Annotated in this window: 21 protein-coding genes and 1 pseudogene; 11 read left to right on the top strand and 11 right to left on the bottom strand. The window is 64.1% G+C overall.

All coding sequences use genetic code 11. The features are described from left to right. Positions 1-130: 130 nt before the first annotated feature. From EN906_RS00860 to EN906_RS00825, 9 genes are read right to left on the bottom strand one after another with little or no spacing between them, the layout of a single operon-like run. Positions 131-1318 carry a hypothetical protein gene (locus tag EN906_RS00860; protein ID WP_127267955.1) on the bottom strand — a complete coding sequence of 396 codons (1188 nt, stop codon included), beginning with the start codon at positions 1316-1318 and terminating at the stop codon, positions 131-133. Then, the gene (locus EN906_RS00855) at positions 1311-1601 is read right to left on the bottom strand and encodes a hypothetical protein (RefSeq protein ID WP_127267954.1); all 291 of its coding nucleotides are present in this window, start codon (positions 1599-1601) and stop codon (positions 1311-1313) included. Before EN906_RS00855 ends, EN906_RS00860 begins: the two co-directional genes overlap by 8 nt. Next, complete coding sequence (locus tag EN906_RS00850; RefSeq protein WP_127267953.1) at positions 1598-2056, bottom strand: ASCH domain-containing protein; 459 nt, start codon at positions 2054-2056, stop codon at positions 1598-1600. The genes EN906_RS00855 and EN906_RS00850 overlap by 4 nt, the downstream gene beginning before the upstream one ends. Continuing rightward, complete coding sequence (locus EN906_RS00845; RefSeq protein ID WP_127267952.1) at positions 2053-2424, bottom strand: DUF4031 domain-containing protein; 372 nt, start codon at positions 2422-2424, stop codon at positions 2053-2055. The genes EN906_RS00850 and EN906_RS00845 overlap by 4 nt, the downstream gene beginning before the upstream one ends. Beyond that, a complete protein-coding gene (locus tag EN906_RS00840; protein ID WP_127267951.1) occupies positions 2421-3551 on the bottom strand; it encodes a phage Gp37/Gp68 family protein in 1131 nt (376 codons plus the stop codon). Before EN906_RS00840 ends, EN906_RS00845 begins: the two co-directional genes overlap by 4 nt. A 1-nt stretch (position 3552) precedes the next feature. Continuing rightward, entirely contained in the window at positions 3553-4074 is a 522-nt protein-coding gene (locus EN906_RS00835; RefSeq protein ID WP_127267950.1) for a hypothetical protein, read from the bottom strand. Positions 4075-4093: 19 nt separating this feature from the next. Beyond that, positions 4094-4231 (bottom strand): hypothetical protein, encoded by a 138-nt coding sequence (locus EN906_RS37165; protein ID WP_164748670.1) that lies wholly within the window; start codon positions 4229-4231, stop codon positions 4094-4096. Next, the gene (locus tag EN906_RS00830) at positions 4231-4467 is read right to left on the bottom strand and encodes a hypothetical protein (RefSeq protein ID WP_127267949.1); all 237 of its coding nucleotides are present in this window, start codon (positions 4465-4467) and stop codon (positions 4231-4233) included. The genes EN906_RS37165 and EN906_RS00830 overlap by 1 nt, the downstream gene beginning before the upstream one ends. Positions 4468-4472: 5 nt before the next feature. Beyond that, positions 4473-4706: a hypothetical protein gene (locus EN906_RS00825; protein WP_127267948.1), complete on the bottom strand. Its 234-nt coding sequence runs from the start codon at positions 4704-4706 to the stop codon at positions 4473-4475. Between the two features lie 44 nt (positions 4707-4750). Here EN906_RS00825 and EN906_RS00820 point away from each other — a divergent pair, with 44 nt between their 5' ends. Continuing rightward, positions 4751-5263 carry a zinc ribbon domain-containing protein gene (locus EN906_RS00820; protein ID WP_127267947.1) on the top strand — a complete coding sequence of 171 codons (513 nt, stop codon included), beginning with the start codon at positions 4751-4753 and terminating at the stop codon, positions 5261-5263. A 99-nt stretch (positions 5264-5362) separates the two neighbouring features. Here EN906_RS00820 and EN906_RS00815 read toward each other — a convergent pair whose 3' ends face one another. Next, a complete protein-coding gene (locus EN906_RS00815) occupies positions 5363-6031 on the bottom strand; it encodes an XRE family transcriptional regulator (protein WP_164748671.1) in 669 nt (222 codons plus the stop codon). Between the two features lie 74 nt (positions 6032-6105). Here EN906_RS00815 and EN906_RS00810 point away from each other — a divergent pair, with 74 nt between their 5' ends. Further along, positions 6106-6309, top strand: coding sequence for a helix-turn-helix transcriptional regulator (locus EN906_RS00810; protein WP_127267945.1), 204 nt, complete (start codon positions 6106-6108; stop codon positions 6307-6309). A 2-nt stretch (positions 6310-6311) separates the two neighbouring features. On the opposite strand, the gene EN906_RS00805 is transcribed toward EN906_RS00810, so the two are convergent. Beyond that, a complete protein-coding gene (locus EN906_RS00805) occupies positions 6312-6545 on the bottom strand; it encodes a hypothetical protein (RefSeq protein WP_127267944.1) in 234 nt (77 codons plus the stop codon). Positions 6546-6574: 29 nt separating this feature from the next. On the opposite strand from EN906_RS00805, the gene EN906_RS00800 reads away from it, so the two are divergent. From EN906_RS00800 to EN906_RS37965, 9 genes and pseudogenes are all read left to right on the top strand, one after another. Further along, a complete protein-coding gene (locus EN906_RS00800) occupies positions 6575-7108 on the top strand; it encodes a hypothetical protein (RefSeq protein WP_127267943.1) in 534 nt (177 codons plus the stop codon). Between the two features lie 123 nt (positions 7109-7231). Further along, a complete protein-coding gene (locus tag EN906_RS00795; RefSeq protein WP_127267942.1) occupies positions 7232-7699 on the top strand; it encodes a hypothetical protein in 468 nt (155 codons plus the stop codon). Then, the gene (locus tag EN906_RS00790) at positions 7699-8139 is read left to right on the top strand and encodes a hypothetical protein (RefSeq protein ID WP_127269937.1); all 441 of its coding nucleotides are present in this window, start codon (positions 7699-7701) and stop codon (positions 8137-8139) included. The genes EN906_RS00795 and EN906_RS00790 overlap by 1 nt, the downstream gene beginning before the upstream one ends. Further along, entirely contained in the window at positions 8139-8498 is a 360-nt protein-coding gene (locus EN906_RS00785) for an HNH endonuclease signature motif containing protein (protein ID WP_127266761.1), read from the top strand. The genes EN906_RS00790 and EN906_RS00785 overlap by 1 nt, the downstream gene beginning before the upstream one ends. Further along, the gene (locus EN906_RS00780) at positions 8495-8809 is read left to right on the top strand and encodes a hypothetical protein (RefSeq protein WP_127266762.1); all 315 of its coding nucleotides are present in this window, start codon (positions 8495-8497) and stop codon (positions 8807-8809) included. The genes EN906_RS00785 and EN906_RS00780 overlap by 4 nt, the downstream gene beginning before the upstream one ends. A 38-nt stretch (positions 8810-8847) precedes the next feature. Beyond that, the gene (locus EN906_RS00775) at positions 8848-10197 is read left to right on the top strand and encodes an MT-A70 family methyltransferase (protein ID WP_127266782.1); all 1350 of its coding nucleotides are present in this window, start codon (positions 8848-8850) and stop codon (positions 10195-10197) included. Then, the gene (locus EN906_RS00770) at positions 10194-10406 is read left to right on the top strand and encodes a hypothetical protein (protein WP_127266763.1); all 213 of its coding nucleotides are present in this window, start codon (positions 10194-10196) and stop codon (positions 10404-10406) included. The genes EN906_RS00775 and EN906_RS00770 overlap by 4 nt, the downstream gene beginning before the upstream one ends. Then, the gene (locus tag EN906_RS00765; protein WP_127266764.1) at positions 10403-10837 is read left to right on the top strand and encodes a GNAT family N-acetyltransferase; all 435 of its coding nucleotides are present in this window, start codon (positions 10403-10405) and stop codon (positions 10835-10837) included. The genes EN906_RS00770 and EN906_RS00765 overlap by 4 nt, the downstream gene beginning before the upstream one ends. Beyond that, positions 10834-11805, top strand: a pseudogene (locus tag EN906_RS37965) (DNA methylase N-4); the annotation flags it as partial. The gene EN906_RS00765 and the pseudogene EN906_RS37965, both read left to right, overlap by 4 nt.

Genomic DNA, 11805 nt, shown 5'->3' with positions numbered 1-11805 from the left:
GTCGAAACCCAGCGTTGGTGGCTTTGCGGTTTTCACTGGCCTGTCACGCCGGAGGTCGCGGGTTCGAGCCCCGTCACTCGCGCCATTTATTTCAAGGGGTTAGCTACCGCCCCTTGAAAAGTTTCAACTCTCATTTTCCGGAGAGTTTCAACTTTTTGTATTCATTCCGTTCCTGACCAAGCAGTTTCCTGCCTTCGCGGCGGCTGGCATCGGCGGAACGGACGGCTGCCAGGTTGACCGGCATATAGGTCTTCTGCAGCGCCTTGTTCTCATCGATCGAATTACCCATCTTGGCCGAGATCGCCTCGACCGATGCGCCGCCGGCGTTGGCCTCGACCGCGCCCGAACGCCGCATGTCCATGAGCCGGCGCTTTTCCCCAGCCCCGAACACCAGTTTGCGCAGGTCGGCGAAATCGTCGACGAGCGAGTCCTTGGTGTAGGGCACGCCGGCGCGCGGCCGGCCGCCCTTCGGTCCCGGTTCAAAGCCGCGCGAGCGGAAGATCGGCGCATCGTCGAGCAGCGTGACGCCGAGCGATTCGATGTAGGCCAGCACCAGGCGCTGGGTGCGCGGCGACAGCGTGCCGAAAGCCGCCTCGCCGCTCTTGGTGCGCGCGATGAGAAAACCCCATTCCTGCGCCGTCTGCATCGCCTGCGCCGGGGTCAGCGTGCGCACGTCGACCGGCGAGAAGCTGGTGTCCCACGCGACGGCGATGATGCAGGCGAGGCCGCGGTAGCCGGCGCGCCAGGCGCCCTTGACCATGCGCACCACTTCGCCTTCCGTCCACGTCTGGTGACGCGGCGGCGGCGTCTGGCGGCGGATCGCCTGCGAGGGGTCGGCCTTGGGCGGGCACAGCTTCATTCCGGCCATGACGTTGTAGAGCGACCGCCACGTCTTCATGGCGCGATAGGCGATGTCGACGCCCCTGACGCGCAGCAGGCGGCCATACCAGTCGTCGAGCAGCTCGAGCGTGATGTCGGCCGGCGGCAGGTCGGCGAAGTACGGCTCGATGAACGTCCAGCCACGTTCCCAGTCTTCACGCGTGCGCGGCGGCTTGCGCTTCCAGGCATCCATCTTACGATAGCGGGTAAAGGCGTCGCCGATCGAATCCTTCGGCCAGACATGCAGGCGCGGCGGCTCCCTGCCCTTGCGGAATTCCTGCCAGCGGTCTTCCCATTGCCTGGCAATCGCCCATGCATCCGGCCCATCCGTGCCGCAGGAGATGCATTCGAAGCCCGCCTCGACCATCTTCGGCGTCGGAAGCCAGTAGCCGTACTTGCCCTTGCGGATGACGTAGTGCTTCAGCTTGATCTTAGCCAAGGGTCGCCAGCCTCGCTCTTGCGATTTCGGCGCTAGACTGCGCGCCGGATCCTGATCCGGCAAGGCCAGAGCGCTTGTCCTGCCATGCGTCGATCGCCACCAGGTCGTAATTGCCGGTGATCGGGCAAGCCCGTGGAAAACCCTGATGCTGCAGCGCCGGCAGCAATTCCATGAATTCCGGCAGCGTCAGGTGCAGATAGCGCGCCGCCTTGATCGCCGGCACCAGGCGCGGCTGCACTGGGAAGCGGACGGATGACGGTTGTGGAGCATGAGTCTGTGTCATAGCAGGCTCCCCTGTCTTGGCGCTGCCTTTAACACCGGCACGGCATTGAGGTTGTCACGCCATCTGAAAAAGCCGAGGGCGCCTTTGACGGGGATGAACTCGTCAAGCAGCTCGACGTTGCGCAGAACAAATCCATAGCGACCGAAGAACCACGGGCTGGCGCTTTCAGCGACGCAATCGACTATGTCGACCGTTCCGACGATGCCGCCCCGCGGCAGTTCCTCGAATGCCGGCAGCATCAAGCCCGGCTTGAAAGGGTGCGTCAGACTAATCTCATGGATTGTGGCGAGGCAGTCTTCGTACTCGTCGCGCGTCATGCCCTTGGCGGCATGCAGACAGACACGGCCCCTGATCTTCGTCGGCCAGTCGCGGTTTTCGATATCCTTGCCACAGTGCATCATCGCCCATGGCCATGGCTGGCGGACGGAAATGGCGAGGTCGGGAAGCTCGATCATAGCAGCGCTCCCTGCTTTGGATCAGCGGGCCTTGCGCCGGCACCGAAGCCCTTGGCGCGAAGCTCCGCTATCTGCTCGAGCTTCACCTGGTCGCCTTTCAGCCGGGCGGTGTGCTCGACCGGGCCATATTTATCTGTCTCGATCGCGCCGGCTGCGACGGCCAGAGCACGCTTCGATTGAGCGATGTCGAAATGCTCCCACGTTGCATCCATGCCGGCGACGCCAAGCCCGGCCGGGCGCTGGAACCACTTGCGCTGGACGCCGATGCGGTCCGCCATGGCGAACAGTTCTGCGCGCGTGTCTGCCCACATGTGGCACATGAGAAGACGACCGAATGGATGTTTGGCGTTGTCGACGTAAACGCTCATAGCGCCAGTACCTCCCGCAGTTCGGGCATGGCGTTGTGCTCGACGCCGTCGAGCAACCGGCCGGCGGCTTTCTTGCCGACGTGTTCGACGAATTCGGCGCCAGCCTCGGGATAGAGTTCGTGCGGACGCGGCAGATGCGGGTGCGCGGCTAGACAGCGCCACCCCGATCGCGGGTTCCCGTAAGCAAGCTCTGGCGTCGATGGGCGCCACTCTCCCCACTGCTTGAAGAAAAACGGCACGCCGGCCGCTGCGCACTGCTCGCGGATTGACCGCGCCCAGGCCGGGTGCATTGCGCGGCTCTTATGACCGCTCTCGCCGCCGACTATGATCCAGTGGAGGCGGACGCCGGTGTCTGGCATCTCTTCGTCTGGCCTATGGCCATCGACAAACCAACTCCCGCGCAGCGCGTCGAGGTTAGGGAAGCCATACACCTGCTTGTCGACCGGAGGGCGCATGCGCGTAAAGTCGATTGGCCCAAGCAACGGCTCGGCGGAGACGAAGCGGATTGCTGCCGGCGTCGCCAGCAGATCCGGGATGCGCTCGTCGGCTTCCTGCTGGCGCTCGGCGGAGACGCCAAGCCAGACGTTCGGCAGCGGCATACGCACCGCATGCATTGCAGCATCGAAAACCCCGTCAGGATCCGTGCCGCCCCATAGATGAGCCGCAGCTTTGCCGACGATATCATCGCGGTTTGGAAGACTTCTTATGTATGACCGCATCCGCCTCGCGCGCTTGGTCAGCACCTGGAAGGTGTGATGCGGCGCCAGCGCCATGACGGCGAACACCTTGTCGATCCAGTCGTCGGGAACGTTCTCGTGGAAGAGATCGCCCATGGAGTTGACGAAGATGCGGCGCGGGGCGCGCCAGGCCAGCGGCTCCAAGACGATGTGGTTGGGCGCCATGGCCAGCTTGCCGGTCCAGATGGTGTTGCCGTTCACCTTGCGCGTCGTGCCGTTGTAATGCGGCGCGCCGGTCTGGCCCTTGGCCTGCAGCGCCTTCGTCATCGCCTCGATACGGGCGGCCATGCCCATGGCGTAGCAACGCGTACAGCCGGGCGAGACGATGGTGCAGCCGACGACAGGATTCCACGTCGCGTCGGTCCATTCGATGGCGGATTTGTCAGCCATCTCAATCCACCGTCGCAGCGTCGTTGCGTTCGAGCCATTGGGCTCGATTGTCGCCGAGGCGGCGATCCATTTCGGCTTCGCTCTCCGGGTGCAGATGCAGGTCGTTGACCAGCCGCAGATAGACCTGCGCCCACCAGCTGCGGATTACCTCGTCGGGATGCTTGAAGCCGACAATCTGAACCGCATGCAGGAAGTGCATCTGGAAATGGTGCGGCAACTCGTCGAGTGAGCGCAGATAGTCACCGACGATCTTGTCCATCGGCCCATACCATTCCTTGTATACCGGCCTGACCGTTGCCTCGTAGCTGGGGCCGGTGAACGAGCCGCCGTTGCGTTCGGCAGGGTCGGTCAGCGCCCGGCCGTCCATCGCCGAGAGCAGGACGCATCGGCGAAACCAGCGCAGCATGAACTTGCACGGATGATACTTGCCTATGCCGTCAGGGCCGCGAATAGCGGTGAGCAGCACGGTCTGCTGCATGAAGCTGATGCCTTGCACCCAAGGCTGCGTGACGGACTGGTTCATGAGCGCATTCCCACGTAAATCAGCCCTGCGCCGATGGCGCGGTGCCGGTGATGAAGAGGCCGAACAGCAGGCGCAGCATGCGGGTGTCGCTGCGGTCGGTGCAGTCGTCGCCGCAGCGGCATTCGGGAAAGTTCGGGCAGCGCACGCGGGGCTTCATCAGCGCAGCCCCACGGCGACGCTGACGAAAGCCAGCGCGAAGGTGAAGGCCGATGCCAGCGCGAGGCGTGTGTGCACGTTGGCCAGGGTGGCGCAGGCGCGGTCGAAACCGCCCTGCCCCAGTTCGGCCAGGATCTGCGATGGTTTCTGGCCGGCCATAAGCTGGCGGGAAATCCACGCTTCCATCTCGGCGGACTGGCCGGCCACCGCGATCAGACGTTCGGCGACGGTTTGCATGGCCGTCAGTCCAGCCTGTGGACGGCGCGCGACTTGGCGAGGTCCGCCGCTTCGTGGCCGTGTTCCTCGATCTGGGCGCGGGTGAAGCTGGAATGTTCGGCCAGGCTGTCGGCGGTGACCGCCGTGCCGTTCATGCCCATTTCCAGCATCTTATCGGCCATCAGCTCGACGATGCCTTGGGTGAAGACTGCGGGGGAAGTGGACAGCGAGCCGATGGGCGGTTGCTGGAAGGTGATCATAGGACTATCCTTTCTCGTTGGGGAAAATGCTGTGGGGGGGAACTATGGAGGGCGACACCAAGACTTGCCCGGAGTGCGCGGAAACAGTTCAGCGCGACGCGCGCATCTGCCGGTTCTGCCGGCATGACTTCGCCGGCAACGCGACGCGCGGACCTCCGGATGCGCCGGCAAAGAAGGCGCTCTCGAAATGGTTCATTATTCCGGCTCTCGCCGTGCTGGTGTGGGTTGGCCTGCACAAGGGCGGGAACCAGGCGGAAGCGCCGAAGGTCGCGGGCGCCGACATTTGCAAGGGCTGGAACGGCCAACAGGTTCTGGATCAGGCCAGGGACGCCGGCATCATTCGAGATATCCGGCGTAGCAGTATCGGGGCAATCAACGGTGCGTTTGTCGAAGTGGTCACGGCGCGATGGACGCTGGTCGGTACCAAGATACACGTCGGAATCGCAATGGCGGCCTATTGCCAGGTCGCCGCGGCCGACGGCACCGGCGTGGCCATGGTCAAAGGCAGCCTCGAGGAAGACCTCGGCTCTGTCGTTGACGGCAACTGGATGAGATAGCGACACGCCATGCCTCCATCGCGGGATTGCGAGTGGAGGTGACTATGCACATTGCATAATATCAAGTCAAAGGAAATTATACACAGAGCATAATTCGGCTTAAGCTCTCAATCTGAGTTGCCCCTGGATGCCGCCCTGCTTTTCGATGCGCCGGATAGCCGTCGCCGGGAAATAGGTGAAAATTTCGCCGACCCATGCAAGATGCACATTCTCGATGGCGGGTGCGTTCCACGAGATCAGGTTGACGCCGGTGGTGCCGCGCAGGATCGTCTTGATGAAGCGGCGGCCGTCAGTCGTGCGCACGGCTGCTTCCTCACCAAAGAAGCTTTCGGTCGACCTGCGCTGTTCCCTATAGACAATGATGATCACGCCGTTGCGAAACTGCGGAAGCATCGAATCACCCCGCACTTGCAACGCGATCATGTCGGCTGGCAGGGGGAAAGGAACCTCTATCTGTTCCATGCCCTCTTCCGGGACCTGTTCGAAATCCGGCTCAACCTCAGCGCCGGCGCCGACGTAGCCCATCAGCGGCACCAGCGACGGCATCGCCTCTGGCGCTTCGCCACGGCCGGTCAGAAGCCAGTCGATCGAGACCTTGAACCGACGCGCATATTGCGCTGCGGCCTGGTTGTCGAACGCCCGATTGCCATTTTCGTGCGACGCATAGGTCTGATAGGGGATGCCTAGCGAGGTTGCCGCCTCGCGCACGCTTCGGAAGCCGGCAGCGAGTCGGGAAGCCTTCAGTCTGTCGTGGATTTCTTCAGCCATGATATGCACTCTGAGGAATTTCATTATGCGCAGGGCATTGACAGGTGAGTATGCGTTGCGCATAACTGCGCGCCATGAACATCGCCGCACCGATCACTGGAGAGTCCGTCAAGGCCCTGCGCGCCAGTCGCAAGTGGACGCAGCAGCAGCTGGCGGATGAACTCGGCGTAGACCAGGCCACCGTCTCCCGGATCGAGACAGGTTCCGAGCCGAGCCGCCCTGTGAAGCGTTTGCTCGAGCGGTTGATCGCCAACCCGGCAGCGGAGGACGCGGCATGATTTCAGCGCTCCCGCTTCGCGAGTTGTCTTCGCAGATCAACCGCCAGGTCTCGCGCGGTTTCGCGCGGCAGCACCATGCGCGCGACGATGCGCAGTTCCGGGCCGTCGTAGCCGACGACCGGTACTTCATCGCACCCTGTCAGCCTGACGAACTCTTCGTGCGCATCGACATCGACGCTTGTGCAGAACGTGTCGAAGATGATGGTCGGTTCGGTCAGCTTGCTTCTGTCGGCCATCATCGTGCACCCGAGATTGCGGTGCCAGCATGAGCCAGCGCCTCGCCTCTCCTGCTCTTGCCGATCGTGGCGCACGGCTTGCCGGTGTCGGCTTCACCGAACGCCTCGTGCCGCGCCAGGCTGGCGCCGTCGACTATGAATTCCCCGCTGCGTTGGCCTCCCAAGCCGCAGCCGCGCCGTCCGGCTCCTCCCTGGGCGGCGCCCCCTTTGCCCATTTCACTGAATCCTCCTGCGCACTGCGTGCTTCGGAGGACGGGTCCTCCTGTCCGGCTAGCGTTCGTGCCGGCCAGGACAGCGCGCCGGCAGTTGATGCCTCTTCGGCCGGCGCGCCTGATCTTTCCAGCAACGCGATCCTGCTGCCCGACCATGTGATGGTGCTGGTGCGCGCGGTCGCCGCCTACGAGCGCTGCACGAACGCGCGCGCCGTCGCCCTGGCGCTGACCGAATACGCCACGATGATCGGCGCCGGGGTGTTGGCCCGTGCGGTGGCCGATCTGGATGACGATCTCGCCGGCGCGCATGCGCGCCGGGCGGCAAACCGATTTCGAGGTGGCGGACCATGAGTGCATCTGCTTGCGGGCCTCCGTGAACTGACGCCCGCACACTGAATCAAACCCCTTCCTGCCTGCACGGAATCTTTTCGCAAGAAAAATTCCTTGACGGCTTTGCTTTGTCCGGAAGCTGCCATGTCCAAGCTCGACCCTGCCCTTTTCCTGACCACGGCCGAAGATCGCATTCGGATCAAGGCGCGCACCGAGCAGCTGATCAAGCTCGCCGGCGGACCTGGCGTCTTCCAGCACGTCGCGGGCGTGCCGACCGACATGCTGTCGAAATACGGCTCCCGCTCGGAGCCGAACTTCATCAACGCCGCCGTCATCGTGGCACTCGATCGGCAGCTCGGCGCGCCGATGATGCTGGAAGAGCTGGCCAACATGCTCGGCTACACGCTCGTGCCGCTTGAACCGGAACCGCCGGCAGCCGTCGGGGTCGATGACCTGGCCGACGTGCACAAGGAAACCAGCGAGGCGGTGACATCGCTCGCGGCAGTCGTCGCCGGGCGTTCCGACATCGCCGCGGCAAAGCGGGCGGCGGTTCGCGAGATCGACGAAGGCATCAGCTCGCTCTACCGGGCGCGCCGGAAGGTGGCAGCGTGATGGCCAGCCTTGCCCGCCGTGACCCCGAAGAGCGCGCCGACAGCTTTTACCGGTTCTCGGTGAAGTGCGACCGGTTGACGAACCTCAAGATCGAAGCCGCCGCGCGCAAGGCGGGGGTCAGCTCTACGACCTTCGTGCAGCGGCACTTCGAAGCGATCGTTGACGAGCCGCCGGATGACACCGGCTTTTGCGCCGATGCGTTCGCCCGCCAGCACGGCGTTTCGAGCCAGGCCGCAAAGCTGTGGAACGTCATGCGCAGGGAAGCCAATGCCGCAGGCGTGGTGAGCGGCGGCCTGCGCGAGTTCGCCAGCGCCGCCAGGATCAGTGCCGGGCATGGCAGCGACTACATGGCCGAGCTGATCGACACCGGCCTAGTCACAACCGTGGTGCGACCGGCGTCGCGCAACCCCGGGTCCTATCGCATGGCGAAGGTGTCCTGATGTTCGACCGCCGCGCCCACATCGCAGAGCGTATCAACGCCGCCATCGATATCCGCGATGGCGGTTTCAGCACGCCGTGCTGGTTCTGGACTATGGGCGACAGCGGCACCGGTCGCGGCGGCGGCTATCCTCGCATGAAGCTGAACGACCGCACGGTCGCCGCTCACATAGTCAGCTTCACCAATGAATTCGGCTATGTGCCGCGCAACAAGCAGATCGACCACAAGTGCCACAACCGGCGCTGCGTCAATCCGGATCATCTGGAGATGGTCAGTCACATCGAAAACCAGAAACGGCGTGACGCCGCCAACGGCGTGGTGCGGCGGAAGCGCAGGCGGCGGAAGGCGGTGAAGAAATGAAGGCCCTCCCTGGGAAAATCCAAGTCGTCGACATGGCCACGGGTGAGGTGACCGAAGATCGGGAGGCCTCTTGTGGCCTCATGCCTCCCGCGTTGGACGCGTGTCATGTGTGCGGCCATCGTCCAGCGCACGGTTCAGACGAGCCGCACAACGCGCAAAGCCTCTACTACCAGTATGCGTTCTATGCCGATAACGGCCGCTGGCCGACCTGGCGAGACGCGATCGCGCACTGCTCGACGCCTGTTCGCGAGGGGTGGGAAGCGGAGCTTCGCAGGCGTGGCGTGTGGCCTGCCGAAGAGGTGGCCAAGTGAGCGACCTTCTAGCGCACCCGCTGGCCGAACTGTTTCCGATGCTGTCGGAGCAGGAAATGCACGAGATGGCCGACGACATCGTCACCTATGGCCAGCGCGAGCCGATCGTGCTGCTGGACGGCAAGATACTGGACGGGCGCAACCGCTATGCCGCGTGCGTTTTCGCCGAGGTCGAGCCGGTCTTGGTCGACTATGACGGCGATGATCCGCTCGGCTTCGTGCTGTCGCTGAACTTGCACCGCCGGCATCTGTCGGAGAGCCAACGCGCCATGGTGGCGGCGCGGCTGGTCGACTGGGATATCGGCATCAACCAGAGCACCGCCGGGTCAGCAAATTTGCCGACCCGGGAGGCAGCTAGACGGCTGTCGATTTCGGAACGCGCGGTGATCGCCGCCAAGCGCATTCGAGACCATGGTGCGGCCGAACTGATTGAGGCCATCCGCGACGGCCGGGTTTCCGTGCACGCCGGCGAGGCGCTGTCCGACCTGGCTGTCGAGGCGCAGCGTGAGGTGCTGGCGCGCGAGGAAAAGCACATCGTGGCGCGGGCGAAAGAGATCCGTGCCGAGCGGCAGAAGCTGCGCCACGCCGTGCGGCTGACGCATATGGACATGGTGCGGGCCAACGGCCGAGCCACGGCGCCGGGCAAGCTCAAGCGCACCTATCCGGTCGGCTATCTCGATTGTCCGTGGAAATATGGTGTCCGCTCGGAAGTGACGGGGCGCGAAAAGAGCGCCGAAAACCACTATCCGACGATGACGACCGACGAGATCATCGATCTGTTGAAACAGCTCGATCCGTTCAGCGAAAACGCCGTCATCTATTGCTGGGCGACCAACCCGATGCTGCTCGACGGGTTGCGGGTGCTGGCCGAGCTCGGCTTCACCTATGTGCATCACTGGATCTGGGACAAGGAAGTTGCCGGCACCGGCTATTGGGGCCGCGACCGTCACGAAATCCTGCTCATCGGCCGCCGCGGCGATGTCGCCGCGCCCTTGCCTGGCTCGCAGCCGGAGACGGTGCACCGCGAGCGCAAGACAAAGCATTCCGCCAAGCCGGATTTCTTCGCCGAGACGATCGAGCGGCTTTTCCCCGGAGTGGCCAAGATCGAACTGTTCTGCCGCGCGCCACGGCCGGGCTGGGATCATTGGGGCTTTGAGGTTGGAGATTTGCCGGAAGCGGCAGCCGAGAAGGTGGGCGGGGTTGCCAGTGCCTGCAGCGCCTTAGTCATGCGGAGAGAACTGGACGTGAACGCCAGCGAGAATGGCGTGACAGCCGGAGAGACGGGTAGCGACACCTGCGAGCGAGCAGCCGCCGAAAGTGGTGCGACAGCCGGAGAGACGGCACCTGTTTCCAAACGAGGGCGCCCGCGCAAGGCGGTGCCGGCATGACCGAATTTACGAAACATCTCGCCTTCGCCCGCGCCGACGCGCTTGAGCTGCGTAGCTTGCTCAAGCGGACTGAGGATATCCCGCCGGATCAAATGGCTGCTCACCTGGCGGCCCTGCGCGTTCAGCACGCGATGATTGGCCGTGATCTGGACAGGCTCCAGAAGGCGGTGCCCGCCTTCGCCAAGGCTACGGAGGGCAGGCCGGCATGACGATCCGTTACATGAACGTGCCTCTGGCGCCCGACTGGATGAAGATTGCGAAACGCTTCTTCGCCAGGATGATCACTGAGGGGGCGATCGATGCCGGACGGGAGAAACTGACAGGCTTCGAATGGGGCGTGTTCGCGCTCGAAGGAACGGGGCAGCGGTCAAAGCCGGTCGGCATGGCGATCTACTACCAGCCGGAAGGCCATGACCTGGTCTGGCTCGATCTGCTCTATGTCGAGCCGTCGCATCGTGGCCTCGGCATCGCCACGGCCCTGATCGAGCGCACGTCCGCAGCGGCTGCGACGATGGGCGCGGGGCGACTGGATTTCGGCGCGCTCTGTCACAACACCCGGATGTTCGCCCTGGCCGAGAAATGCGGCTTTGCCCAGATTGCGGTGCAGTTCGGGCGCGACATCAAGGCGGTGCCGGCATGAACGCGCTCGCCTCCGACGATCCCTACCTGACCTTCCTGCGCGGCAAGATGCAGCTGGCGAAAGCCGACGGCTTCGATGTAGCACTCGACGACATCAACCCGGCCGGTGCCCCGCATTGCCGGGCGATCGTGCGCTGGGCGCTGAAGGGCGGCAGCCGCGGCATCTTCGCGTCGTTCGGGCTGCACAAGACGTTCATGCAGATCGAGCTGATGCGCCTGATCGGCAAGTTCGCGCCCGGGCTGCGATTGATCGTCATTCCGTTGGGGGTGCGGCATGAGTTCTTCGCCGAGGCGGCGGAGCGGTTCCAGGGTGAATTCGGCGTCACGCTGAAATTCATCCGCAGCGATGCCGAGGTCGACAGCGCCGACACGATCTACCTGACCAATTATGAAAGCGTGCTGGCCGGCAAGATCGACGCGTCGCGCTTCGTTGCCGCCAGCCTGGACGAGGCGGCGGTGCTGCGCGGCTATGGCACCAAGACGTTCCAGACATTCCTGCCGCTGTTCAAGGCGGTGCGCTTCAAGTTCGTCGCCACGGCGACGCCGTCGCCGAACCGGACCAAGGAACTGATTCACTATGCCGGCTTCCTCGGCATCATGGACACCGGCCAGGCGCTGACGCGGTTCTTCCAGCGCAATTCGGAGACGGCCGGCGACCTGACGCTGTTCCCGCACAAGGAAGATGAGTTCTGGCTGTGGGTGCACAGCTGGGCGGTGTTCCTGCAATCGCCGTCGGATCTCGGCTTTCCCGACGACGGCTATGTGCTGCCGGCGGTGACGGTGAACTGGCACGAGGTGCCGATCGACCATTCGACGGCCGGTTACGACCGCGATGGGCAAGGCCTGCTGATCCGCAACACGGCGCTCGGCGTGGTGCAGGCCAGTGCCGCCAAGCGCGACAGCCTGGCAGCCCGCATCGACAAGATGAGCGCGCTGCTTGCCGAGGATCCTGCTTCGCACGCCCTGCTG

It is taken from the genome of Mesorhizobium sp. M7A.F.Ca.CA.004.06.1.1, assembly GCF_003999135.1.
GTDB lineage: Bacteria > Pseudomonadota > Alphaproteobacteria > Rhizobiales > Rhizobiaceae > Mesorhizobium.
The sequence above is the reverse complement of the archived record's forward strand: the minus strand, read 5'-3'. Positions and strand labels throughout refer to the sequence as shown.